Source organism: Bacillus cereus group sp. MYBK195-1 (genome assembly GCF_051916605.1).
Lineage (GTDB): Bacteria > Bacillota > Bacilli > Bacillales > Bacillaceae_G > Bacillus_A > Bacillus_A cereus.
This window is the reverse complement of the sequence record NZ_JBQAGZ010000002.1, coordinates 936,278-962,402: the sequence shown is the minus strand read 5'-3', so window position 1 is coordinate 962,402 and position 26,125 is coordinate 936,278. Positions and strand designations below refer to the sequence as shown.

Genomic DNA, 26,125 nt, shown 5'->3' with positions numbered 1-26,125 from the left:
GTTCACATCTTTAGCCACTCCTCCTTACGGTCATTGAAATTTCAATTTATTTTTAAATAGCTCTTGCATTTTCATCATACTTACACTCAAAATAGGAAATGTATTGCTTATAAGAAGAAAGGTGATCACTGTGGCAAACAGTATGACATTATCTCAAGATTTAAAAGAATTACTTGCATCTGTTGAATATAAAATGCAGATAAAAAAAGGTAGTTTTATTTTTCAAGAAGGTATGGAGGCAACAGAACTCTATATCATTCACTCAGGGAAAGTACAAATTAGTAAACTTAGTGCTGACGGACAAGAATTAACACTTCGAATTTGTTCGGAATATGACATTATTGGAGAATTAACATTGTTCACGGATAATGCAAAATATTTATTAAACTCAAAATGTCTTGAAGATGTTGAAGTAGGTGTAATAAAACGTGAAGCGTTAGAAAAAGCATTACTCCAAAAACCCGCTCTTGTATTTGAATTTATGAAATGGATTAGTGAACATTTAAGAAGAATGCAAACGAAGTTCCGAGATTTAGTATTACACGGCAAAAAAGGTGCCCTGTACTCTACTCTTATACGAATGACAAATAGTTACGGTGTATTAAAAGAAAATGGTATTCTCATCGATTTACCATTAACGAATCAAGAACTCGCTAATTTCTGTGCAACTTCACGTGAAAGTGTAAATCGAATGTTAAATGAATTAAAAAAGCAAGGTACAATTTCAATTCATAAAGGAAAGATTACAATCCACGATTTACAATTTTTAAAATGTGAAATTGCTTGTGAAGATTGCTCTGCTTCTGTTTGTAGCATTGATTAGCATCTTATTTAGATGCTAATCTTTTTTCAATTTAAACTACTTATTAACATTTATTCCCTATGTAAACAAAAACGAGGCCTTCCATATTAGACCTCGTTTCGTTTTAACCATTAGCTCCTATCCGTTTACAGCAGTATTATTTTTTCAACTCATTAGGAATACGTCTTCTGTAAATCACATAACTACGGCTTACATATTTAATTGGGGCACTAAATACATGTACAAGTCTTGTAAATGGCCACACTGCGAAAAGCCCCATCCCTGCGAGAATGTGAATTTTAAACCATATTGGTACTTCCATCATATATTCAACTTTCGGTTGGAAAATAAAGAGACTTCGGAACCAAGGGCCAATCGTTGTACGATAATCAAATCCTTTTGAATCGATATTTAAAAATGTTGAGGAAAGTCCTGCTAGCATTACGATAAGTAATAAAATAAGCGCAATATAATCTCCCTTTGTACTCGTTGCAATGATACGTTTTACAGTTACGCGGCGGTACGTTAATATAATTAAACCGCTAATAGAAGCAACACCTGCCGGAAGCCCAAAACTAATTGCTACTACATGATACATATGCTCAGAAATACCTACTGAACGGTATACAGCTTCTGGAATTAAAATCCCCATAACATGACCGCCAATTACGAACATGATCCCAAAGTGAAATAATAGACTTCCGAGTCGGAGCATTTTCTTTTCTAATAGTTCACTAGATTTTGATGTCCATCCAAATTGATCATAGTTGTATCTAAAAATATGTCCACCGATAAAGATTGCAAAAATGATATAGGGAAACAATACCCATAGAAATTGATCCATCATTTTAACAACTCTCCTTTCTAATTTGTCTGTACACCCCATGTTTCGATAGCGAGTAGAACAGCCGCAAGAATTGGTTCATACATACTGTCTGCTTCTTTTAATTGAACGTGTAACGCTTGTATATTCTCCGTGTATTTACTCATAATTGGTTCACTGTCTATCTCATTTGCATTTGCAAAGAACTCAAGCAATAGCGGTAAATAATCAGGTAATTCTTTATCTGTTACTTCAAAACCAGATTTTTTATAATGCTGTTTTAACTCCAGTAATTCAATACCTCTTTCTCTTTGTTCACCAGTGTTCATATAAGTAAGATACATATTTGTTTTCTTACCAAAATCGAATGTATATACGTAACTATCAATGAGTTGATCATTCGTTTTATCTAGCACTTGCTTTATAAAGGCTGTAAGTGACGCTTTAACGTCTTCCTGTTCTATTGTTTCAACCTCTTCTTGCAATTCAGTTACAGCTTCTCTCCACCCTAGTTCAGGATAGGAGAGAAGAAAAGAAGAACAAGAAAAAGCTGTTTGTAAACTTTGTCTCATAATTTTCTGCCCCCTTTATTTAAGAAATTGTCATACAAGAGCCTGGACCACCTGTGAATGATAAACCACAGCTTCCTTGTTCGCTATATAAATCTGCCACTTGTTCACGGTGAGATGTCGGGATAACGAAGCGATCTTTATATTTCGCAATGGCAAGAAGACGATACATATCTTCTACATCCTGTTTCGTTAAACCAAGTTCTTTTAATACAGCTTCATTTGGCTCTTTATTAATTTGCAGTGCTCTCATATATGTTCGCATAACAGCCATTTTTTTCAATGTAAGACGAATGTGTGATTCATCCCCTGCAGTGAGTAAATTCGCTAAATATTGAATTGGAATACGCATATTATCAATTGCAGGGAAAACCTCTTCTGCTTGCCAGTTACTACCTTTCCCTTCCACCATGTTCATAATTGGGCTAAGCGGAGGGATATACCAAACCATCGGCATTGTACGATACTCCGGGTGAAGAGGCAGAGCAATTTTCCAATCGATAATCATTTTATAGATAGGTGAATGTTGTGCTGCTTTAATCCATTCTTCAGGAATGCCTTGTTTTTTCGCTTCAGCTGCTATTTCTGGATCATTTGGATCTAGGAAAACAGTAAGCTGAGATTCATATAAATCTTTTTCGTCTTCAACAGAAGCTGCTTCTTTTACTTTATCAGCGTCATATAGCATTACTCCAATATACCTGATACGTCCTACACATGTTTCTGAACAAATTGTTGGCATACCAGCTTCAATACGTGGGAAGCACATTGTACATTTTTCAGCTTTATTCGTTTGCCAGTTAAAATACACTTTTTTATATGGACAAGATGATACGCAGAATCTCCATGCGCGACATGCATTTTGATCTACAAGAACAATTCCATCTTCTTCACGCTTATACATCGCACCAGATGGACAAGATGATACGCAAGATGGATTCATACAATGTTCACATATGCGTGGTAAATACATCATAAAGACGTTTTCAAAATCTGTTTTAATTTCTTCTTCCATTTTCTTTACGTTTGGATCTTGCAATCCAGTTATATGTCCGCCTGCTAAGTCATCTTCCCAGTTTGGACCCCATTCAATTTTGTCGATAAATTCGCCTGTAATTGCTGATTTCGGACGAGCAACTGGCTGATGCTTACGCTGCGGACTATTTGTTAACGTTTCATAATCATAGTTCCAAGGTTCAAAGTAATCATCAATCGTTGGTTGATCTGGATTGTGGAAAATATTCATAAGACGTTTCATTTTCGAACCGGATTTTAGCTGAATTTCACCATTTTTCAATTCCCAGCCGCCTTTATATTTCTCCTGATCTTCCCATTGTTTCGGATAACCAATACCTGGTTTCGTTTCTACGTTATTGAAATACATATATTCAGCACCTGGACGATTTGTCCAGGTGTTTTTGCATGTTACGCTACAAGTATGACAGCCGATGCATTTATCTAGGTTCATTACCATTCCGACTTGTGCTTTAATCTTCAAGCCAATCTACCTCCTTCAGTTTACGGATTACAACATTTAAATCACGCTGGTTCCCAGTTGGACCATAATAGTTAAATCCATAACTTAATTGACCATATCCACCAATCATATGTGTCGGTTTTACGTGAATTCGAGTTGGACTATTATGCGTTCCCCCGCGATTACTTGTTAATTTCGTACCAGGTACGTTAATGTGACGATCTTGCGCATGATGCATAAATGCCATTCCTCTCGGTATACGGTGCGTTACAACAGCACGCGCTACAACAACACCGTTACGATTAAAGCACTCAATCCAATCATTATCTGCAACACCCGCTTCAGCAGCGTCCTCTTTATTCATCCAAACAGTTGGACCACCTCTAAATAGCGTTAACATCGGTAATGAATCGAAGTACATACTATGAATCGACCACTTATTATGCGGTGTTAAATAGTTTAATGTAATTTCTTTCCCTTCTACTTCAGGTCGTGATTTACGGAACGGTTTATGTTGCAGAATTGGTTTAAATGTTGCCATCGTCTCACCAAATTCTTTCATCATGTCATGGTCTAAGTAGAAAGATTGTCGACCAGTTATCGTTCTCCAAGGGATGAGACGTTCCACATTTGTTGTAAACGGTGAGTAACGTCGTCCACCTTTTTCTGAACCTGTAAAGGCCGGAGAAGTAATTACTGTTTTCGGTTGTGCTGTAATTTGTTCGAATGTAAAGCATTCTTCTTCACGTTCTTCTGCTAAATCACGTAGTTTTAAATCTGTTTGTTTTTCAAGTGCTTCCCATGCTTTTACTGCCATATGACCGTTTGTTGTAGAAGATAGTGTTAATACCGCTTCAGCAGCATTGATTGCTTCTTTGATGTCTGGACAACCTTTCGCGATAGAATCCGTTCGAACGACTCCTAATTTGCTCTTTAATTGCTCATACTCTTTTTCTGCTGACCAAGAAATCCCTTTCGTACCAATCGGTTGTTTTCCGGCATTTGGTCCAAGCGCAGTCATTTTGTCATAAATCGTTTTATAATCCCTTTCAACAACGTGAATTTGTGGCATCGTTTTACCCGGGATTGGTTCACATTCACCTTTACTCCAATCTTTAATCTTGCCAAGTGGTTGCGCTAATTCTTGCGGTGTATCATGAAGAAGTGGTGTTGCAACAACTTCTTTCATTGATTCAAGATCAATTTTCTTCGCTAAATCTGACACAGCTTTAGAAAGTGAAGTGAAAATATCCCAGTCAGAGCGCGCTTCCCACGGTGAACCGATTGCCGGATTAAATGGATGTACAAATGGATGCATATCTGTACTGCTTAAATCGTGTTTTTCGTACCAAGTTGAAGCAGGTAAGACGATATCAGAATACAGTGCTGTTCCAGCCATACGGAAATCTAAATTAATGAGTAAATCAAGCTTCCCTTCTGGCGCTTCTTCATGCCACTTTATTTCTTCTGGTCGTAATGAATCACTGTCGTCATTCATTAACCCGTTTGTTGTACCTAATAAATGTTTTAAGAAATATTCATGTCCTTTACCAGAACTCGAAATTAAATTTGCACGCCATACGAATAAGTTGCGCGGGAAGTTGTTTTTGTTATCAGGATCTTCAATTGCGAATTTCAGTTCTTTTTCTTTTAGTTTTTGCGCAACGTATTTTCCGATTTCTTCTTGCGTTGTTGCACCAGCAGCAACAGCCTCTTTATATAATTCAATTCCATTTTTCTCGAATGTTGGATAAGAAGGTAACCAGCCAAGTCGTGCAGCTAATACGTTGTAATCACCGTGATGTTGATAACGAGAGTTACCTTCAACTGGTGATGCTAAATGTCCAACAGGTGTATCTTCATAACGCCATTGATCTGTTACGAAATAGAAGAAGGATGTACCGTTTTGTAATTTCGGTGGACCTTGCCAATCTTTTGCCATCGCGATTGTTTGCCATCCTTCTGCTGGTCTTAATTTTTCTTGACCAACATAATGAGCCCAACCACCGCCGTTTACACCTTGTGCTCCAACGAGAAGAACAAGATTTAAAACGGCGCGATAAATCGTATCAGAGTTAAACCAATGGTTAATACCTGCTCCAACAATTATCATTGAGCGACCATTCGTATCAACAGCATTTTGTGCGAACTCACGAGCGATTTGAATAATAAGCTCACGTTTTACACCTGTCATTTTCTCTTGCCATGCAGGTGTAAACGGTATGTCATCATTGAAGTCTTTTGGTCCTTGTCCGCCAAGCCCTCGGTTCACACCGTAATTTGCTAACGTTAAGTCGTATACAGTTGTAACGAACAATTCGCCCTCTTCTGTCATAACCTTTTTCACTGGAATCGTACGTTCTAATATTTTGTTTCCATCATCAGAGAAGTACGGAATTTGTACAGTTTGAACACTATCCTCCATTCCAAGTAAAGAAAGACGTGGATCAATCTTTTCACCTGTTTCTTCATCTTCTAAACGCAAGTTCCATTTCTTTTCATTATCCCAACGTGATCCCATTGTGCCGTGAGGTGTTGCAAAATCATTCGTATTCTCGTTCCAAAGAACAGGTTTCCATTCCCCTAACTTCGTTTCTCGTCCAATATCAGAAGCATTTAAGAACCGATCAGCAACGAATTGATCTCCTTTTTGTTTCAATGTGACGAAGAAAGGAAAATCAGTATATTGCTTCGCATAATTTGTGAAATATTCCACTTGATTATCTACGTAAAATTCTTGTAAGATTACGTGCCCCATTGCCATCGCAAGTGCACCGTCTGTACCTTGTTTCACACTAATCCAATCATCCGCAAACTTTGTTGATTCAGCGAAATCAGGACTGACAGAAACGACTTTCGTTCCTTTATATCGAACCTCTGCTAAAAAGTGTGCATCTGGTGTTCTCGTCATTGGTACATTTGAACCCCATGTCATAATGTAACCAGAGTTATACCAGTCACTACTTTCTGGTACATCTGTTTGATCGCCCCAAATTTGAGGAGAAGCTGGTGGTAAATCCGCATACCAATCATAGAAGCTAAGCATCGGTCCACCCATAAGTTGCATAAAGCGACTACCAGCAGCATGACTTAACATCGACATAGCTGGAATTGGTGAAAAGCCAACATTTCGGTCTGGACCGTATTTCATTACTGTGTACAGTAAAGAAGCTGAAACGAGTTGTAACACTTCATCCCAATTCGTACGAATGAATCCCCCTTTACCACGCGCCTGCTTATACGTACGTGCCTTTTCACGGTTTTCCACAATGCTTTTCCAAGCCTCTAATGGTGACTCGTTATTTTGCAATTCTTCTTGCCACATATTCCAAAGAACACCACGTACATACGGGTATTTCACACGAAGTGGACTATAAATGTACCAAGAAAAACTTGCTCCACGTGGGCATCCTCGCGGTTCAAAATCTGGCATATCAGGACCTGTAGTCGGATAGTTAAGCTCCTGCCCTTCCCAAGTTACAATTCCATCTTTCACATATATATTCCAGCTACATGAACCAGTACAGTTCACGCCGTGTGTAGAACGAATTACTTTATCATGCTGCCAACGCTTTCTGTACACATTTTCCCATTCGCGATCTTCATATGTTTCTTGTGTATGATTATCGTTATAACGATCTATTGGTGAAAAATATTTTAAACGTCTCATTAGTGCTGAAGTTTTTTTCTTCATACTGTTCACTCCTTTAATACGTCTCTCTTACATACCCTTACTATAAGAGAGGTTGTAAAATACAGATGTGACATTTCGCACAGTTCAAGAGATTGTCAAAAATTCCGGAAAAAATATAAAAAAGTGAACATCTAATCAGTGTGGAGGGCTCACATCCTTCACTGACTGTTAAATTACTTCCTTGCTTCTAGCAAAGTTTAAGATGAAGTACAGATAATAATGAGCTTGCAAAAAATTTCTTATATAATAGAGACAGTAATTTGGGAGTAGTTAAATTTAATATACCTAAATCGTTAAATGAGTTAATAAATGAAAATACAATACTTTAAATCCACCATATCAAGGGCAACTATCCTGAAAATAGTTGAACAAAAAACGCCAGGAAATCCATATGAATTGTCAGCAACTTGGATTGAATCAATAGAAGAATACAACAAGAATGGCAGGATTTTAAGATAATAATACAAGGAGTATATTATGAAATTAGAACCGCTTTACGCAGAAAACATTATAGTAGCCGTCATATATAAAAATGAGTTTAAATGGTATGTAACAGATAAAGAACTATGGTTTTTAGATTATAATAAATTAGATAATGCATATAAAAATTTAGGTATAAGCATTGAAGATAATGACGAAACGGAAGAAAGAAATGGAATAAAAGTATTAGATCATGAAAATGTAGAAGTATTTTTAGTAAGGATTAATCAATATAAAACAACTAAAGAAGAATTAAATTATTTACTACTTGAAAATATTAAAAGGAAAAATGCAGGAGAAGATCTATTAGATTTTAGTCCAATCTTATTAATTAACTTTGATAATAAAATACTATATTCAATGTTTCCAGAACCGGCATCCTACGAAAACTATGTACCAAAAGATTGGAGTGGTACATATGAAGATTTCACTGAATTCATACCTACATCAGAGAAATATTGGATAGATAAGTTTAATAATAATCTACTTTTACTATAATTTAAGTAGGAAAATAGTGATGATAGTATAAGAATTTATTACCTTAATAGAGCTTATGAGATTAATAGAGAAGTAAATAGAGTCACTAAAGCCAGAAATAAAGGAGTAAAATAGTCATGAAATATCCATATAGTTTTGAAGTGCTTAACAGTAGTGATTTAGTTATGAGACTTCCTCAAGAAATTAAACTTGTTGAAACTTTTTTAGGAATTGAAGTTACAGCTTTTGGAGATTGGATTTTAGAAGACATACATAATGTTTTAAACGGAGAAAAAAATTATGTAGTAGTAAATGGCAATATTTGTGGTTTAGAAATTCGGAACGACACAACTACTGTGTTAGACAATTTAGCCGAAGATGGTAAAGGAGAATATTGTGAGATTGAAACAATGGAATTGGTAGAATTAATTCATATTTGGTTAAATAAACGAAAAGAATATAAGAAAGATAAAAAATAAAAGAGTGTAATAATTTAAATAGCTGACCTCTTCATGTGAAGTCGACTTTATTTTTTATTCATATACATTTTAATCACAAGGCATATTAATATATGTTCCAAACTTTACGCGTAGGGTTTCCTACGCTATTTATTTTGCTCATTGAGGACAATCTTTCCTTCCCTTCCTATATGTTTTACCCACAACAATAGTTTATATCAAGATATATTTTACATAAAACTACAAATCATTATTTACTGTATTGCCCTTAGTTACGGAAACAATTATACTAGATATAATCAAAATAAATAATCTGAATATTCTCAGAATTAAAGTTGGAAGTTTTACTATCTACAAATAGAATTAGAAATATGTCCACTAAATAGATTAGAAAACGATAATAACATTAGGAGGATTACGATGCCCCAGCTTGATTCATTACATCCCACTGTAGAAAAAATAATCAATAATATTGAAAAAATAATGGTCGGAAAACGAAAAGAAACCATCTTAGTTTTGACAGCTCTCTTAGCTGAAGGTCATGTGCTATTAGAAGATGTTCCTGGTGTCGGGAAAACAATGCTAGTACGTGCTCTTTCTAAATCCATTGATGCTGATTATAAGCGAATTCAATTTACACCTGATTTATTGCCGTCAGATGTAACAGGAGTTTCTATTTATAATCCGAAAGAGCTCCAATTTGAGTTCAAGCCTGGACCAATTATGGGGAATTTTGTACTTGCTGATGAAATTAATCGTACATCTCCAAAGACACAATCTGCTTTACTTGAATGTATGGAAGAAGGCAATATTACAATAGATGGTATTACAAGACCTTTACCAAAGCCGTTCTTTGTCATGGCTACACAAAATCCGGTCGAATATGAAGGAACATATTCTCTACCAGAAGCTCAGCTCGATCGTTTCTTATTGAAACTAAAAATGGGATATCCTACACCAGAAGAAGAATTTGAAATTTTAAACCGGATGGAAAAAACAAATCCACTCTCTCAATTACAGACCATTACTACAATAGAAGAATTACTTTATTTACAACAAAGCGTACGGGTAGTAAGTATGGACAAAGCAATTAAGCATTACATTGTAAAGCTTGTTAATCAGACTCGTACGTACAGTTCTATACAGCTAGGTGCAAGTCCACGTGGCTCAATTGCTTTAATGAAAGCTTCACAAGCTTATGCATTTATCCATGGCAGAAATTATGTTATTCCAGACGATGTTAAACTTTTAGCTCCTTACGTTTTAGCGCATAGGCTCATTCTAAAAATGGAAGCAAAATTTGAAGGAATAACTGGCGAACAAGTTATCGCAAAAATCGTTGCACGAACTACCGTGCCTACTCAAAGGGCGATGAACCCTTGATGAAACGAATGCTGCGAGCGCTATATCACGTTATGAAGTTATTGCTACTCCCTTTATGCCTAGTCTTAACATTTGTGTACGCTATGTTTCAAGGAGGGTTTGTCAGTTGGTTTTTATTTTACAGCATAATTCCCATTGCTCTTTATTCACTACTACTCCCCTTCTACGCTTTACGGGACGCTGAAGTAAAGCGAATAACAAACCAAAATGGATATGTAGTAGGAGAACAATTTGTAAGCACGATTACAATAAAAAGAAAATTTCCTTTTCCCTTACTTTATTTAGTTATAGAAGATGAACTGCCACCACAATTTATAAGTTGTAAACAAATAAAGATGAATAAGGTAGCACTCTTCCCAGGATTGAAACGAAATATTTCGTTTCAATATGTTATTGACACAATCCCTAGAGGCGAGCACACTTTTTCAAGCGTTCGTGTCAAAACTGGCGATTTATTCGGCATGATGGAGAAAGAAGTAACTTTTTCAGTTCCAAATACATTTTTAGTCTATCCCCAGTATGTAGATATAGCGTATCGACAATTGGAAAATCATTTCGAACAAGGAGCGCTTTCAGCAAATATAAATTCAGCAAAAGACTCTACAATCTCGGTCGGTGTCAGAGACTATAAACCTGGCGATCGCTTTTCATGGATCGATTGGAAAGCAACTGCACGAACAAACAATATTATGACAAAAGAGTTTGAACAACAGCGCAGCCATAATATCATGATATTCATAGACAGAACCGAGTCTCCTCTATTCGAATCAGTCGTCACATTTACTGCCTCTATCGTAAGGGCTGTCTTGAAACAAAATTCACCAGCATCATTCGTGTCTATCGGAAAAGAACAAACTATTTTCCCTTTAGACAATGGAGATACGCAGTTACAACAAATCCTTTGTCATTTAGCAAAAGTACAAGCAGACAGTGTATTCCCGCTCTCCCAGAGTGTAGACATGGAACTAAGAAAAATTTATGAGCCCGTCACGGTTATACTCGTGACCAGTAATCTTTCTCCCGATATTCAAAAGGCGGCTGATTGTGCTGCTATAAGAAATAGAAAATGTATGGTTTTTGTCGTGAAAGAAAAAGCGAATCAACTTTCACACCGAGAACTCAGTATACTAGAAACTCTAAAAAAACGACAAATATTTGTAAACACGGTTTATGAAAACCGGTATACAAACGTGTTTTTTGAGGTGAACAAATGATGATATTACAAGCAAAATACAAGTGGGATACGAACAGATTCTTCATGCATGCATGTGTATTTCTTCTTTTACTAGAATGGCTAAGACCTCTTATAGGTATTACAAATGTAGGTAGATTAGATATTTTCGTAACATTTATAGGAATTTGCTTCGCTCTCTCTTTTTTTCAAACGAGGTGGCAGATTCCTATAAAAATTGTCACAGTCTTATTTATCATTCATTCCCTATATTATAAAAATGCTTTTATAAATCCATCTTGGCTAACAACATTCTTTTCTGATATGTTTCGAAATTCCTCCCTGTTTTTCCAAGGGAATTTACTAGATATTTCTCCAGTTTTTCCGACGTTTTTATTTTTTCTCTCATTTTGGTTTTTGAGTTCTTTCACTTCATTTTGGATTATTCATAAAAAACGTGGGTTTCTATTCCTTGTATTGACTATTATTTATATCGCAACTTTTCATAACTTACATTTATACAATGCAAACTACGCTATTATTCGTACTGTTGTCATCGGCTTTTTTATGCTTAGTCTTCTTCAAGTAGAACGAATAAAAGAACGTGAACACTTACAAAATTATGCTAGAGAAATCTCAAAATTACTTAGACCACTTACAATATTTATCGTATTATTAGCAACCATTGCATACTTTGCTCCAAAATTTGGCCCTCAATGGCCAAACCCAATGGATTTTTTAAAATTCAACACATCTGAAGCAAGTAAAGAACAAAAAATTTCTACAATTGGGTATGGTTTAGATGACTCGCGATTAGGCGGTCCTTTTAAGGCAGATCCTACAGTTGTTTTCACAGCACGAACGCAAAACAAACAATATTGGAGAGTAGAAACAAAAGATTTTTATACAGGAAAAGGCTGGGAAATTTCTGAAAATCCGAAAAAGATTTCTTTTAAAAATAAAAACGACGTCGTAAGCTGGTACGAACAAAATACAAAAATGAAAACGACTGAGGCAACAATTACCATGCAAAAAAGTTATCCTCACCTTACCTATCCAGCAGGATTAGTATCAGTTGAGGCTGCTTCTGATGTATCATACAGTGTTGACCCGTTTTCAGAAAAAATTTATACAATGAATGGAGACTCTTCTACTACTTTACATTCGTATAAAGTAACATATGAGATCCCTGAGTTTTCCATAGAAAACTTGAAAGCTGTAAAAACAAATGAAGGTCAAGAAACAAATCCTTATTTTATGACAAAGTACACACAACTTCCCAAGTCATTACCACAGCGCGTAAAAGACTTGGCTGTCAATCTTACAAATGATAAAGACAACCGATATGATAAAGTATTAGCTATTGAAAATTACTTTACAGACAACTCTTTTACATACGAATCAACGAATGTCTTATTCCCTGCCAAAAGCCAAGATTATGTAGATCAATTCCTTTTCGATACAAAAAGCGGCTACTGTAATAATTTTTCGACGTCTATGATTGTACTACTTCGTTCTGCCGGGATTCCTGCTCGCTGGGTAAAAGGCTATACAGAAGGAACTCTTGACAATACACTTGCCTCTGCAGAAGGTGAGGATGTTTATACAATCACGAACGATAACGCACACTCTTGGGTCGAAGTATATTTCCCAGGATACGGATGGATTCCATTCGAACCAACAAAAGGATTTACTAATCCCTATAATTTTATAAATAATACGCCTGCTCCTATTTCACAAAATAGCGAAGCAAATAATTCTAATAACACGCAAATACAACAACGAAATAATGAAGCAAAACTTAAAAGTTTAATAAAAAATACAGAAGAAGCTTCTACTAAAAAGGTCACAAATTCTCAAACTAGTTTTTCTTGGTGGTACGTATTCCTCTCTACGATACTAATTAGTATTATGGGATACATTCTCTTCACCACTAGAATGATATGGAGGACATTTCTTATTATTCATTTCTATAAATACCGAAAAAATGATGCTGTTTATCAAAAAGCTTACGGTGCACTTTTAAAACAATTTGCAAGAATTGGCATACCACGGGGTGAAAGTCAAACATTCCGAGAATACGCTCTCCATATCGATACACTTTACAACTCGGCCGATATGCAACAACTTACTGCCAGTTATGAGAACGCTATGTATAAACAGGGGCAGGCTGCAGCAGAATGGAAGAAATCCGTACACTTATGGGAAGTGCTTATGAAAAAAGCAGCTTCTCTACCTAAATCAGATGGCTTTGATACAGTAATTTAATCTTGAAAATGTAAGTTTAAAGAAAACGTCTCAAAGAACTACATTGTTCTTTGAGACGTTTTTTAATAAAGTGAAACTCCTAATTATTCTCCAAGTACCTTCTCAATCTCAACCTCTAAATCTACCGGCTTCGTCTGTGGCGCAAAACGCCCTACTACTTTCCCGTCTTTTCCAATTAAAAACTTCGTAAAATTCCATTTCACTGCTTTCATACCGAGTAAACCTGGTGCTTGTTCTGTCATGTATGTATATAAAGGATGAGCCTTATCACCTTTCACATCAACCTTTGCAAACATTGGGAAGTTTACACCGTAGTTTAATTCACAAAAACTAGTAATATCCGCTTCTGTACCTGGTTCTTGTCCTCCAAATTGGTTACAAGGGAATCCAAGTATTTCAAGTCCTTGGTCTTTATATTTATCATACACCTCTTGTAATCCTTTATATTGCGGTGTGAAACCACATTTACTAGCTACATTTACAATAAGAAGTGCTTTTCCTTCGTAATCTTTTAACGATTTTTCTTCACCGGTAATTGTTTTAGCTGAAAAATCATAAACTGTCATTGTCTTTGCCCCTCTCTTCACTATCATTCTATGTTTATACTATACTACATTCGTGAATATACATCTCTTATTACGTACTTATAAGATATAATGATAACGCTTTATTTCCGTTCAAAATTCGACACATACTACTAGACTTTTATGATGGAAAGTTTTACAATTGAAATGTGAACAAAATGTGACAGTTTATATTCCATTATAAAAGAAAAGGATGGTGTCCATTATGAAAACTGCACAACATGAAACGATTTCAAATCGCGAGTTTTATTTCGTACTATATATGATGTTATTGTATGTTACTGGCTGGGTAATCGATGTAAATGGTTTATTCTTAAGCTCCTACTTTAATTTAGCAGGAGAAATTATGCTTCCATTAGTAGGCGGGATTGTTGGACTGTTCATTATGTCTATTAATAAACAACAAACGAAATAATAATATTACAAAAAGGCAGAAGACGAGCTTCGTTTTCTGCCTTTTTTCTATTTTAGCGTATAATAGAAACATGCAGTATATAAGGAGTGGTAAATATGAAAAAAGTAGAGCAATTATCTTCTCACCTATATCTGATTGATGATTTCGATTTACAACATAATGAACGAACTGGTACGTACGTTTTATTAGGTGACGATATTACTTTAATTGAAACTTGTGCAGCCCCTTCTCTTCCGTATATTTTAGAAGGCTTACAACAATTACATATTGATTTAAACGCAGTTAAAAACATTATCGTTACACACGTTCATTTAGATCACGCAGGGGCTGCTGGTTTAATGATGGAAAAGTGCCCAAATGCTACTTTATATGTGCATTCTCGCGGTGCTCGTCATATGATTGACCCAACAAAACTCATTTTAGGTGCAAAAGCTGTATACAAAGAAGATTTTGATAAACTATTTGATCCAATTCTTCCTATAGAAGAAGAACGTGTTCGTATTGTACAACATGGTGATACGTTAAAAATTGCCGAAGAACGTATCCTTACATTTTACGATACACCGGGGCATGCTAAGCACCATATTAGCATTCACGATTCATTAACAAACGGGATTTTCACTGGTGATACAATTGGAATTTATTATAGAGAACTCGCAAACGTTGGTGTAGAACTGTATCTACCATCAACGTCCCCTTCACAATTTCAACCAGATGCGATGATTGCTTCTAAAAATCATATTCAAAGTATGGATGTAGATACTATTTATTTCGGTCATTACGGCGCATCCTCTCATGTTACAGAAGTATACAATCAACTGGAATATTGGCTACCTATTTTCGTTCAGACTGGTAAGGAAGTCTTTGAAAAGTATAATGATTTCGATGAAGCTACTAAAGCTTTACAAACTTTGTTAATGGATAAAATCTCTTCTCATCTTACAAAGTTAAACGTTCCATCAGATCATTCCGTTTATAATATTTTACATCTAGATATAGAAATTAGTGCAATGGGCATTATTGATTATTTCACGAAGCAAGAAAAAGCAAACTCCACTATTAACTAACAGTAAAAGAAGAGATATACAACAGTAGTTATTGTATATCTCTTCTTTTTTTGAATATATTTTGAGTAAAGGATGGTGGAATATAATGCAAAAAGTGATGCTATACCTCTGCTTTACATTATTTATCGTCTTATTATTATTTGTAGGAGTAAAAATTCAATTTTATTTAGATACAGACACGCAAGTGAACTTTAACGTTTATCCAAGATTATTCTACTTTACACTCTTCCCTCTTATAGTTGGCATTTTATTACGATTCCTTCAATCTATTAATCGCGAAACAAGTAAACAAAACTGGAGCTTTCAACCGGATAAATTTATTGCTATTACAGTGCCTACACTATTCATTTCCTTTTCCCCAGCACTACTCTTTTCACCACTTGCAGAATACCTACCTTATTTAGTTAATATTATTCTAATAAATACAACTTTTGTTACGATAATTAGTTTAATAGCTGGTTATTCACTTTTAGATTGTTTTATACAAAAAGATACTGCAAATATGAAAAAATATAATTGAACACTCTTTTTTTGTTTTAATAAAAAAGCTCAAAGCTAAAGCATTGAGCTTTTTACTTATCTCACCTTTTCATCTACATACTCCATAAACTGCTCCGCTTGAATAAATCTTTCTTTGTACGCCTCAGGTACTTCTTCTACTTTCATCCCACCAGTTGATTTTGTCTTCACTTGTACGATTTCATATGTCATTAAAGCTTCCACATAACGGTCAAACTCTTTTTGTGTTAATACTTCTTTACTAGACTTATGACCATTTAATTTATCAAAGTATGGCTGAAGACCCATACTTACCTTTTTCATTTCTTCTCTTTTTGCTGGTGATAATTGATCATAATCAATATTACCGTTCGAATCTCCGTACGTAAGTTTTGCATTTGTTAATTTTTTTAGTTCTTTTGTAAACTCTTCATATTCCTTCGTACCCATTTCATCTTTCGCCTCTGATAATTTTGCACTAAAACGCATATACGCCTCTAATGTCATCGTTCCGGCATGTTTTTTTAAATTCTCGAAAGATCCGTATATACCATCCGCCATAATAGATTGATACGCAAAACCAGTCGTCGGGATTAAAAATGCTGCCGCAAGCACTCCTGCAATAAGACGCTTCTTCCTTTTGTTCCCTCCGCGATTCATTTTAATCTGAACAATTACTTTTTCTTTTAACTCCGGCGGGGCAACAATTCCCTTTGCTTCTTCTTGTATAGATTCTCTAACTCTACAATCTAAACTCATTTCACATTCCCTACCTCTCCTAAAAAGATTTCTTCTACTTGCTCTTTTTGACGTAGTTTCTTTAATGCTGCGTGAATTCTAGATTTCACAGTACCAATTGGAATATGTAATATTTGTGCTACTTCTTCTTGTGAATAATCGTGTAAGTATCTTAAGATAATAACTTGTTTCAATTTATACGGTAATTTATGAATGAGTTCAATTAGTTTTTGGTTTGATATTTTACTTACAACATCGTTAGAAAAATCAATTTGCACTGACTTTCTTTGCTCTTCTGCTTTTTTATAATTCGTAGTCGCATCCACCTCTTTCTTCTATAAGAGTGAATTTGTTTAATCGCAAGTCCAATTAGCCAAGGACGAAATGGCTTCTCGCTATCATACTTACGAAGCGATTCATATAGTTGTATGTATATTTCTTGAACGACATCATCTACATCCGTTTTATCCTCTATTAAAAAATGTGCTGTTTTATATACTTCTTGAATCGTTTTATCATACAACTTGCTATATGCTTCTTTATTTCCTGATAAAGTTAATTGGATTAAATGTGCGTAATCTATTTCACCCTTCATATTCCAGCCCTCCTTTGTCTTACACTATATATTGGCAGGTAATTCATATTTCGTTCGATTTTTTTAAAGTTTTTTTATATAAATTAATATTATGATTCATTGAGTTCATAAGCTTCACTTATAACCACACATAACTATTATATAATTTTCCAATTTCTGATAAAGATTTAAAATAATTTATATAGTCAAATTTAGGGGGATATATGATGAAAGCTATCGTTGTAACGTCGTTCGGTGGTCCTGAAGTGATGAAATATACAGATTTGGATATACCGGCTATTTCAGAAGATCAAGTTTTAATTCGCGTTGTTGCTACTAGTGTAAATTTCGCTGATATTAAATCACGTTATGGTAAAAAAGGAAATAAAGCACTACCTTTTATTCCAGGTATAGATGCCACTGGTATTGTAGAACGTGTCGGTTCTCATGTGAAAAATATTCACCCTGGACAACGTGTCATTGCTTTTCCTCAAAATGGATCTTACGCAGAATACGTTGTTGCAAATGAAAATCTTACTTTCGTATTACCCCATGAAGTTGACTTTCAAACTGCAGCCGCTTGTCCAATCGTATCTTTTACAAGCTATAATTTACTCGCAAATGTTGCAAGGCTTCAACAAGGTGAATCTGTACTCATTCATGCGGCTGCTGGCGGAATTGGCACTACTGCTATTCAACTTGCTAAACTATTAGAGGCTGGAACAGTTATAGGCACTGTCGGAAGTGAAGCAAAAAAAGAAATTGCTTTAGATGCTGGAGCTGATTATGTTATTTGTCATCAAGATGAAGATTTTGTAGAGAAAGTCAATGAACTGACAAATGGTGAAGGGGTTGATGTAATTTTAGACTCTATTTCTGGAACGGTTTCTGAAAGAAGTTTAAACTGCCTTGCTTATTACGGTCGCCTCGTTCATTTCGGTAATGCTAGCGGTGAAATTGGTAACTTTCAAACGAAAGATTTACATGCAAGTTGCCGCTCTATACTCGGTTTTAGCTTTGGAACCACACGAAAAAAGCGTCCTGAACTGCTCCAAGAAACTGCAGATGAAGTTTTCCGTTATTTGCGTGACGGACGTTTACAAATTAAGGCTACGAAATCTTTTCCACTTCAAAATGCAGGGAAAGCACATGAATGGGTCGAAAGTAGAAAAAGTACAGGGAAAGTAATACTAACTGTTTAGTCCTCTTCCTGAAATGAATACTGGAAACAGAGGTGGCATTCATGGGATCACGAATTATGCATGTTATTATCGCTAGTGGTATTGCTGAGAAACTATCAATTCACGATAAGACTTCTTTCTTACTTGGAGCTGTAGCCCCTGATGCTGTTCATTCAAAAAAAGAAAAAGGAACCTCACATTTTTATGCCGGTACAACGAAGAACTATACGAGAAGAATAGATTATGATTCATTTTTTCATAAATATGAATCACATATAGATTCCCCATTTATTTTAGGCTATTATACCCACCTCATTGCCGATGATAATTGGCTAAGTGGATTTTTTCTACCTTGGCTAAAAAATAGAATAGAGAATGACGAAACTATCGCACCCCTGTACTATAACGATTTTAAATTGTTAAATGCAAAGTTGCTTCATCATTACGATCAAGAACAACAGCTTTTCTCTCTTCTCAATCAAGAGGCTCACATTGTGGATATTGAAGAGGTTTCTAAAGAAAACGTTTTAGCTTTTCGAAAGTATCTTTTTGAAGATATGTTGTATCCAAAGCAACATTTGCATGAAGACTTACAAGTATTTACGTTTGACCAAATCGTTGGCTATATTGAGACAGCTATTGAAAAAGGAGTATTTTTTATTAAACAACTCTCTAATGAAAAATCCACTTCAAAAATTTAATCCCCCTCAAATATATTTGAGGGGGATTTTCACATAGCAATATTATTATTGGTTCTTCTCCATAACCGCAAAATAATTCCCTTCGCTATCAGCAAAGTTAAACACTTTACCAGAAGGCATGGTTACCATTTCTCCAACAGTAACATTTTTATTTGTTAAATCTGTATATAGTTGATCAAGATTTTCTGAGAAGAACATTAGGGACGGTGTACCAAGATTCAATTCTGGGCTCATTTTCGAAATAACTTCTTTATTATGTAATATAATGCTCGTTTCCGCACCGCTTTTCGGAGCGATTTCAATCCATCTCATTCCTTGCTTATTATCTTCTTCTGCAACTACATGAAACCCTACCTTCTCCGTCCAAAAATTTACTGCCTCATCTTGATTATTTACATATAACATAATTTGTCCTACTTTATGGATCATTACATTTCCCCCTAATGGTTTTTATATTCTATGTAGCTTTCTACAAATACTATCGTTATTCCTTTTGAGTTGGTATGTACTTCTTTGCAAAATTTATCGACTGACTCATCCCATCCAGTTCATCAAAATAATCATTTCTTTCAATCATGTTATATCCATCGAATCCAATTTCATCTAATACTTTGAAAAATATATCGAAATCCACTTCACCATTTCCTGCTGCGACTTCTATATACTTAGTTGAACGATCACTTTTCACTTCTTTACAATCTTTAATATGAGTTTGTACTATATAATCTTTTAATAGTAATAAACCTTCTCCCGGATTTTCATTTACATCACTTATTAAATTTGCTGGGTCAAAGTTAACAGCTAGTCCTTTCGAGTTTGCAGTTTCTAAAAATCGTTTTAATACTATTGCTTTTTCAGATCCCGTCTCAATGGCGAAGAATCCTCCAAATCTGAACGCTAAGTCCCCTATTTCATTACAAACACGTAGCATTTTATCATAGTAGGCACTTTTTTATCATCTGGAACTTTCCCAATATGAGCTGTTATGATCTTTGCCCCAAGCTCCAAACCTCTGTCAGTAATATATTTAAACTGATCTATTGCACTCTCAGCTTCTATTCCCATAATTCCATTTTCTCCAAAACTAATTGCTAATGATGGAATCTTTATTCCATTAAAAGATACGCTTTTCTTTAAAGCATTCCACTCTGCCATTGGAATATTAGCTAAGTTAAAGTTTTTATTCATAGCATATAATTGAATATATTCTAACCCCCATTCTCTCGCCTTTTTTATTCCTTCGTTTACTTCAATATATTTTGTATTCAAAAACATTCCTAATTTCCTATCCATATATGTACCTTCTTTTTATTATTTCGCATCATTTTAATATTCGACTTTTTTATATTATTTCCTCGTATAAACCAAATAAATAAACTACCCTTTTTTCGATACTCCCAGTAGAAGCATATATATGATAGGCACATTAAAAACACTAATACAATTCCCATTATCACTTGTTTACAAACAAAAAAGACGTAACTACAAATAGTTACGCCTTCTCCATCATTTATCTAGGCTTTTTCTTCCCAGTAAATGCTGGTTTCTTTTTCTTTGGTGCTTTCGGTTTCGTTTCTACAAATGATCCTTTGAACATTTCTTGCTTCGTAAATACGATGCCTAGTTTTTTCGCAAATTGCAGTAATTTGCGCTCTTCTTGTGGAGTTACAAGAGATACGACAGTTCCTTCTTTGCCCATACGTCCAGTACGTCCTGAGCGGTGAATATATTGGTCTACTGTGTCTGGTAATTCTAGGTGAATTACGTGTGTTAAATCGTCAATATCGATACCGCGCGCTGCAATATCAGTAGCAAGTAGAATTTCTAATTTCCCTCCGCGGAAAGCACGCATTGTCGCTTCACGCTCTTGTTTACTTGCTTCTGCATGAAGAGCCGCTGCTTTCATTTTACGGAATTTCAATTTCTCAGTAATTTCATCTAAACGGAATGGGTCGTTTAAGAAAGCAACTGCTTTTACATCGCCCATATGCATAATTCTTCTTACGTAATCATTTTTTTCGCGTCGCTCACAAATGATATACGTATGCTCAACTAAGCTTTTTGATTCTGCACGTGTTACACGTACTAATTGTGGTTCCACTGCTAAATCACGTGCCGCATCTTCTGCCGCTTTTGTCATTGTCGCCGAGAAGAATACTAATTGACGATCGCGCATCGTTGATTTAATTACATCTTGCACTGCGCCCATCATTTTTTGCTTTACAATTTGATCAAACTCATCAAATACAATTGTTTTTACTTCATGCATTTTTAGCTTTTTCATACGAATTAATTCTAAAATACGGCCTGGTGAACCGACAATTACTCTTGGGTGTTTCTTTAATTTTTCAACTTGGCGCTTAATATCTGCACCACCAATTAAAGATGCACCTGAAATTTCAGTTCCTGCTGTAAACTTTTGAACCTCTTCATGAATTTGCATTACAAGTTCACGTGTTGGCGCTAAAACAACAACTTGTGGCTGTTTTACTTCAGGATTAATTTTATGTAAAAGTGGTAATAAGTACGCTAATGTTTTTCCTGTTCCAGTTGGAGATTCAGCTATAACGTCTTGTCCTTCTAAAATAGTTGGAATCGCTTGTTTTTGAATTTCAGTTAACTCTTTAAAACCAGCCTTCTCCCAAGCTTGTTGTAAAAATGGTTGCATATCTTTTATCATTTGTTTTTCTCCTTTATCTCTATTTTTGAAGAAAATGCTGTATTGTTCGCACCGTTTCTATCATGTGTGAAATAACAGCTATTAAATCATCAACATGGTCTTCTGTAATCGCTTTTTGAAATAGAACCTCTACCTTATTATGATATGAAATCGCTTGCTTATTATATTCGTATGAAACTTTCTGCATAATCATTCTTTCTTTTCCCCATATAGAACGCATTAATGTTTCAATTTCTTCGCATTTTACTTCTGGTTGTTCTAACGGGAATGAAAATGCTAGCTTCATTTCACAACCTGGTGTAAACTGAGGCACTTCTAGTATTTCACCAGACAAGTTCTTTGCATCCACAGATAATGAAAATGTTGCTTCTACTAATGGTTCAAACGGTTCTGTTAATTGAAATGAGATATGACATATACGACTTAATGAAGCAAGATCCATCATATCTTTTCGATCTGTTACAAGAATATCTCCATGTAGATCAAAATCATACACAGCACCTTCTACGATTACTTTTAAATTGTCAAAAGCAGTTGGATCAAACATAATTTCCTCCAAAAAACAGGCGCCTTTCGATGGAAAGGCGCCACTTGATGTATATATAGTTTACAGATAAACGAGATGAATTACAACCTTTTAGAATAAACCTACTGCTTTTCCATCTTCATTTACATCCATTTGAAGTGCTGCTGGTTGTTTTGGAAGACCTGGCATTGTTAACATTGTACCTGTTAACGCAACGATAAAGCCTGCACCGATAGATGGTTTTAACTCACGAATTGTAACGATAAAGTCAGATGGACGACCTAATTTTGTTGCATCGTCAGAAAGAGAGTATTGTGTTTTCGCCATACAAACTGGTAGGTTACTCCAACCTTCTCCTTCATATTGAGCTAATTGCTTACGTGCTTTCGGAGCAAATTCAATATCTTTTGCGCCATATACTTTTTGAGCAATTGTACGAATTTTTTCTTCTAAGGGTAATTCTAATTCATAAAGTGGTGCGTAGTTGTTTTCACCTTTTTCGATTTCTTTTAGTACTTTTTCAGCAAGGTCAACTCCGCCTTGGCCACCTTTCTCCCAAACTTCTGTTAAGGATACTGCATAGCCACGCTCATTACACCACTCTTGTAAGTATGTAACTTCTGCATCTGTATCTGTAATGAATTTATTAATTGCAATTACGAAAGGCACACCGAAGCTTTGAATTGTTTCAACATGCTTCTGTAAGTTTTCCATACCTTTTGCTAATGCATCTACATTTTCTTCTTTTAATTGATCTTTTGCAACGCCGCCATGCATTTTAAGCGCACGAATCGTCGCAACAATAACAACTGCTTCTGGTTTAATGCCAGCTGCACGAGCTTTAATATCTAAAAACTTCTCAGCGCCTAAATCAGCACCGAATCCAGCTTCTGTAATAACATAATCACCTAATTTTGCTGCCATTGTTGTAGCGATAACACTGTTACAACCGTGAGCGATATTCGCAAATGGTCCGCCATGAATGATAGCTGGTGTATTTTCTAACGTTTGTACTAAGTTCGGCTTTAATGCGTCTTTTAATAATAGTGTTAACGCACCTTCTACACCTAAATCTTTAACCGTTACAGGTTGATTTGCAAAGTTATAGGCAACTACGATGCGAGATAAACGTGCTTTTAAGTCTTGAATATCTGTTGCAAGGCAGAACACGGCCATAATTTCAGATGCTACTGTAATGTCAAAACCGTCTTCACGTGGTACACCTTGTACAGGTCCACCAAGACCAATTACTACGTTACGAAGGGCACGATCATTTAAGTCAACGCAGCGTTTCCAAACGATTTTACGCGTATCAATTCCAAGTGTGTTTCCTTGTTGGATATGATTATCAATAAACGCTGCTAATGCGTTATTGGCAGTTGTGATCGCATGGATATCTCCAGTAAAGTGAAGGTTAATGTCTTCCATTGGTACGACTTGTGAAAAACCGCCACCTGCTGCTCCACCTTTTAATCCCATCGTCGGTCCAAGAGATGGTTCACGAAGTGCAATTACTGTTTTCTTACCAATTTTGTTAAAAGCTTGACCTAAACCAACTGTTACTGTTGATTTACCTTCTCCAGCTGGAGTTGGGTTAATTGCTGTTACTAAAACAACTTTACCGTCTTTCTCATCTTGTAAGCGCTTAAAAATATCAAGAGATAACTTACCTTTATAATGCCCGTATGGCTCTAATTCATCTTCTAAAATATTTAAATCAGCTGCAATTTCTTGAATCTTCTTCATACTCGCTTCTTGTGCGATTTCAATATCGGATTTCACTGTTGTAGTAGTTGTCATATACCCTAGTCCCCCTTTAATTGGTTCTGATGATATTGTATCAGTTTTTTGTATTTTCTGCACTTATTTACCTCCTAAAAATTCTTTCATTTCTTTATACGTTTTTTAACATAAATACCCATAAGAATGTTAACGATTGTTGCAACTCTGTAGGTAGTTGACCTAACATCTTCTCGTTTACTCCGCGCTTATATACGCCGATGCCATCTACAACTTTAAAACCTTGTTCTTTCGCTAACTGTTCAAATTCCCAAGGCATCATTGTATTACAAACAACGTCTTTTCCGTACAAGCGAGGATAACTATTCTCTCGTGGCTTTGCTGTCGGTCCTAAAATTGCAATACATGCATATCCATCTTTCTTTAACACACGCTTTATTTCATTTAACGCTCGTAATGGCTCTTCCGTCCATTCTAAAGAATTAATTGCCATAATTGATTCAAATTGCTCATTTTCAAATGGTAATGCAGAAAGATCTCCTTTTATAAAAGATAAATTCGGTCCTTCTCCGCGTTCCTTACCTTTTTGAATCATCACTTCCGATAAATCTACTCCCACTGCTTTATAGCCTGCGCGACTTAATTTATATGTACCGTACCCATCACCACAACCAACATCGAGCACTAGTGCTTCTTTCTTCACGTATTGTTCAAAAAACGGAATAATTGTGCTCCTACTCCCGCTGTCCCACATCTCTTGACTATTTTGATTCCAAAACTCTGCACTACTATCCCATTTCTTTTCTGCTGATTCATGCCAATTAAATTTCGTCATACATTCCCCTACCTTCACGTATTATCATTCATTTCATTCTACATCATTTTCCAAAATTCCTGTTTTATCCCGCTTGCAGTAAGATACCTACCTCAAAATTCAATGGATGCGGACCAGTTAATGGGAGAGAACTGCTCATAAAAATCCAATTGTTGCTGGCTGATAATCAGTCCTAGTGGAAAAAATCCCACACTTTATCTTCACTAGGAGATGGATATGTTAACGATGGAATGCGTATTCTCCAATTTTTGCTTTACTTGGGTTTAACTCATACTCATGCTCTTCTCATTTTGAAAGATACTATAGATACACCCAATTGAAAGAGAGGGATGTACATGCGAAGAAAGAGAAATCATCATTTTAAAAGTGGTGAAAAAAACGAAGAGTATGCTGCTGAAATATCACCAGCTGGCATTCCAATTAGACATAAGCGTAAAGAAATTGCAAATGAGATAGAAGGTACAAATACCGGCGCAATGGTAGGCTATGTCGCTTTATTTCTTTCGTTATTCTCCATTGCTTTTTATCCCGTTACGCTCGGCTCCCTAGCAATTTTAGTTGGCTTATTAGCTGTCAATTTCGGAGCAAGAACACTTGGATATACAGCAATTGGTTTTGGTAGTTTTTCTGTTTTATTTACTTTACTTTATCCGCTTGCTTTGTCAGCGTTTTAAAAAAACACACCAAGTTATACTTGGTGTGTTCATTCGTGATACAACATAATATGACCGCATCCACAACAATGTTTCGCTGTAATTTCTTGAAACACTGGATAATTTTCTTCATCTCGATGCTCAATAAATACTTTTTCAAATCGATACATGTTTGGTGCATATGCCCAATCTTGTTTCGTTCGTGCATATAACGTTGAGGAAAAAAACTCCTCACCACCGCAAACGATACATGTGTTCTTCATCGCTATCCCTCCTATGCTTGTCTTACTTCATCTATATGAACATAAGCATAAAAAAAAGACCTTCTATT

The 26,125-nt window shown here is 35.5% G+C and carries 24 protein-coding genes and 2 pseudogenes; 12 read left to right on the top strand and 14 right to left on the bottom strand.

Translation table 11 applies throughout. The features are described 5' to 3' along the window. Positions 1–130 precede the first annotated feature (130 nt). Complete coding sequence (locus ACTFRY_RS14650) at positions 131–823, top strand: Crp/Fnr family transcriptional regulator (RefSeq protein ID WP_000013866.1); 693 nt, start codon at positions 131–133, stop codon at positions 821–823. Between the two features lie 136 nt (positions 824–959). Here the strand turns inward: ACTFRY_RS14650 and narI are convergent, their stop codons facing one another. From narI to ACTFRY_RS14630, 4 genes are read right to left on the bottom strand one after another with little or no spacing between them, the layout of a single operon-like run. Continuing rightward, positions 960–1,649, bottom strand: a complete 690-nt coding sequence (gene narI / locus ACTFRY_RS14645; protein WP_000969222.1) for a respiratory nitrate reductase subunit gamma — start codon at positions 1,647–1,649, stop codon at positions 960–962. A 17-nt stretch (positions 1,650–1,666) separates the two neighbouring features. After that, positions 1,667–2,197, bottom strand: a complete 531-nt coding sequence (gene narJ / locus ACTFRY_RS14640) for a nitrate reductase molybdenum cofactor assembly chaperone (RefSeq protein WP_001249924.1) — start codon at positions 2,195–2,197, stop codon at positions 1,667–1,669. A 19-nt stretch (positions 2,198–2,216) separates the two neighbouring features. Further along, positions 2,217–3,692: a nitrate reductase subunit beta gene (gene narH / locus ACTFRY_RS14635; RefSeq protein ID WP_000692662.1), complete on the bottom strand. Its 1,476-nt coding sequence runs from the start codon at positions 3,690–3,692 to the stop codon at positions 2,217–2,219. Further along, positions 3,682–7,365 (bottom strand): nitrate reductase subunit alpha, encoded by a 3,684-nt coding sequence (locus tag ACTFRY_RS14630; RefSeq protein ID WP_000730784.1) that lies wholly within the window; start codon positions 7,363–7,365, stop codon positions 3,682–3,684. The genes narH and ACTFRY_RS14630 overlap by 11 nt, the downstream gene beginning before the upstream one ends. A 477-nt stretch (positions 7,366–7,842) precedes the next feature. Between ACTFRY_RS14630 and ACTFRY_RS14625 the strand changes: the two genes are divergently transcribed. From ACTFRY_RS14625 to ACTFRY_RS14605, 5 genes are all read left to right on the top strand, one after another. Then, positions 7,843–8,343, top strand: a complete 501-nt coding sequence (locus ACTFRY_RS14625) for a hypothetical protein (RefSeq protein ID WP_440032354.1) — start codon at positions 7,843–7,845, stop codon at positions 8,341–8,343. Positions 8,344–8,459: 116 nt separating this feature from the next. Then, positions 8,460–8,801 (top strand): hypothetical protein, encoded by a 342-nt coding sequence (locus ACTFRY_RS14620; protein WP_098616360.1) that lies wholly within the window; start codon positions 8,460–8,462, stop codon positions 8,799–8,801. A 399-nt stretch (positions 8,802–9,200) separates the two neighbouring features. Then, a complete protein-coding gene (locus ACTFRY_RS14615; protein WP_047386026.1) occupies positions 9,201–10,163 on the top strand; it encodes an AAA family ATPase in 963 nt (320 codons plus the stop codon). Next, the gene (locus ACTFRY_RS14610; protein WP_098616361.1) at positions 10,163–11,377 is read left to right on the top strand and encodes a DUF58 domain-containing protein; all 1,215 of its coding nucleotides are present in this window, start codon (positions 10,163–10,165) and stop codon (positions 11,375–11,377) included. Before ACTFRY_RS14615 ends, ACTFRY_RS14610 begins: the two co-directional genes overlap by 1 nt. Continuing rightward, entirely contained in the window at positions 11,374–13,602 is a 2,229-nt protein-coding gene (locus tag ACTFRY_RS14605; protein WP_033682820.1) for a transglutaminase TgpA family protein, read from the top strand. Before ACTFRY_RS14610 ends, ACTFRY_RS14605 begins: the two co-directional genes overlap by 4 nt. Positions 13,603–13,685: 83 nt before the next feature. On the opposite strand, the gene bsaA is transcribed toward ACTFRY_RS14605, so the two are convergent. Further along, positions 13,686–14,168, bottom strand: coding sequence for a glutathione peroxidase (gene bsaA, locus ACTFRY_RS14600; RefSeq protein WP_000219434.1), 483 nt, complete (start codon positions 14,166–14,168; stop codon positions 13,686–13,688). Positions 14,169–14,391: 223 nt separating this feature from the next. Here bsaA and ACTFRY_RS14595 point away from each other — a divergent pair, with 223 nt between their 5' ends. The 3 genes from ACTFRY_RS14595 (at position 14,392) to ACTFRY_RS14585 (ending at position 16,188) form a co-directional block, all read left to right on the top strand. Beyond that, positions 14,392–14,601, top strand: coding sequence for a DUF3925 domain-containing protein (locus ACTFRY_RS14595; protein WP_000844984.1), 210 nt, complete (start codon positions 14,392–14,394; stop codon positions 14,599–14,601). A gap of 95 nt (positions 14,602–14,696) precedes the next feature. After that, positions 14,697–15,668 carry an MBL fold metallo-hydrolase gene (locus ACTFRY_RS14590; protein ID WP_097856344.1) on the top strand — a complete coding sequence of 324 codons (972 nt, stop codon included), beginning with the start codon at positions 14,697–14,699 and terminating at the stop codon, positions 15,666–15,668. An 85-nt stretch (positions 15,669–15,753) separates the two neighbouring features. After that, positions 15,754–16,188: a hypothetical protein gene (locus ACTFRY_RS14585; RefSeq protein ID WP_001174544.1), complete on the top strand. Its 435-nt coding sequence runs from the start codon at positions 15,754–15,756 to the stop codon at positions 16,186–16,188. 56 nt (positions 16,189–16,244) lie between these two features. On the opposite strand, the gene ACTFRY_RS14580 is transcribed toward ACTFRY_RS14585, so the two are convergent. Both ACTFRY_RS14580 and ACTFRY_RS14575 read right to left on the bottom strand, forming a co-directional pair. Continuing rightward, positions 16,245–16,925, bottom strand: coding sequence for a DUF3600 domain-containing protein (locus tag ACTFRY_RS14580; RefSeq protein ID WP_098616362.1), 681 nt, complete (start codon positions 16,923–16,925; stop codon positions 16,245–16,247). Then, positions 16,922–17,499 (bottom strand): annotated as a pseudogene (locus tag ACTFRY_RS14575) (sigma-70 family RNA polymerase sigma factor). The gene ACTFRY_RS14580 and the pseudogene ACTFRY_RS14575 overlap by 4 nt, the downstream one beginning before the upstream one ends. Positions 17,500–17,705: 206 nt before the next feature. On the opposite strand from ACTFRY_RS14575, the gene ACTFRY_RS14570 reads away from it, so the two are divergent. Together ACTFRY_RS14570 and ACTFRY_RS14565 are read left to right on the top strand one after the other, a co-directional pair. Next, positions 17,706–18,680 (top strand): quinone oxidoreductase family protein, encoded by a 975-nt coding sequence (locus ACTFRY_RS14570; protein ID WP_098616363.1) that lies wholly within the window; start codon positions 17,706–17,708, stop codon positions 18,678–18,680. Between the two features lie 41 nt (positions 18,681–18,721). Further along, positions 18,722–19,360 carry a zinc dependent phospholipase C family protein gene (locus tag ACTFRY_RS14565; RefSeq protein ID WP_000535630.1) on the top strand — a complete coding sequence of 213 codons (639 nt, stop codon included), beginning with the start codon at positions 18,722–18,724 and terminating at the stop codon, positions 19,358–19,360. 45 nt (positions 19,361–19,405) lie between these two features. Here the strand turns inward: ACTFRY_RS14565 and ACTFRY_RS14560 are convergent, their stop codons facing one another. The 6 genes and pseudogenes from ACTFRY_RS14560 to ACTFRY_RS14535 form a co-directional block, all read right to left on the bottom strand. Then, positions 19,406–19,789, bottom strand: coding sequence for a VOC family protein (locus ACTFRY_RS14560; RefSeq protein ID WP_000581467.1), 384 nt, complete (start codon positions 19,787–19,789; stop codon positions 19,406–19,408). 55 nt (positions 19,790–19,844) lie between these two features. Further along, positions 19,845–20,653, bottom strand: a pseudogene (locus ACTFRY_RS14555) (sugar phosphate isomerase/epimerase family protein). A gap of 217 nt (positions 20,654–20,870) precedes the next feature. Next, positions 20,871–22,040: a DEAD/DEAH box helicase gene (locus ACTFRY_RS14550; protein ID WP_000588613.1), complete on the bottom strand. Its 1,170-nt coding sequence runs from the start codon at positions 22,038–22,040 to the stop codon at positions 20,871–20,873. A 19-nt stretch (positions 22,041–22,059) separates the two neighbouring features. Next, a complete protein-coding gene (locus ACTFRY_RS14545; protein ID WP_141541459.1) occupies positions 22,060–22,587 on the bottom strand; it encodes a hypothetical protein in 528 nt (175 codons plus the stop codon). A gap of 90 nt (positions 22,588–22,677) precedes the next feature. Beyond that, the gene (locus tag ACTFRY_RS14540) at positions 22,678–24,366 is read right to left on the bottom strand and encodes a formate--tetrahydrofolate ligase (protein ID WP_014482011.1); all 1,689 of its coding nucleotides are present in this window, start codon (positions 24,364–24,366) and stop codon (positions 22,678–22,680) included. Positions 24,367–24,460: 94 nt separating this feature from the next. After that, the gene (locus ACTFRY_RS14535; protein WP_000160041.1) at positions 24,461–25,141 is read right to left on the bottom strand and encodes a class I SAM-dependent methyltransferase; all 681 of its coding nucleotides are present in this window, start codon (positions 25,139–25,141) and stop codon (positions 24,461–24,463) included. 335 nt (positions 25,142–25,476) lie between these two features. Between ACTFRY_RS14535 and ACTFRY_RS14530 the strand changes: the two genes are divergently transcribed. Next, complete coding sequence (locus ACTFRY_RS14530) at positions 25,477–25,815, top strand: hypothetical protein (RefSeq protein ID WP_001253201.1); 339 nt, start codon at positions 25,477–25,479, stop codon at positions 25,813–25,815. A 29-nt stretch (positions 25,816–25,844) separates the two neighbouring features. Here the strand turns inward: ACTFRY_RS14530 and ACTFRY_RS14525 are convergent, their stop codons facing one another. After that, positions 25,845–26,057, bottom strand: a complete 213-nt coding sequence (locus ACTFRY_RS14525) for a hypothetical protein (RefSeq protein WP_000798747.1) — start codon at positions 26,055–26,057, stop codon at positions 25,845–25,847. Between the last annotated feature and the right edge of the window lie 68 nt (positions 26,058–26,125).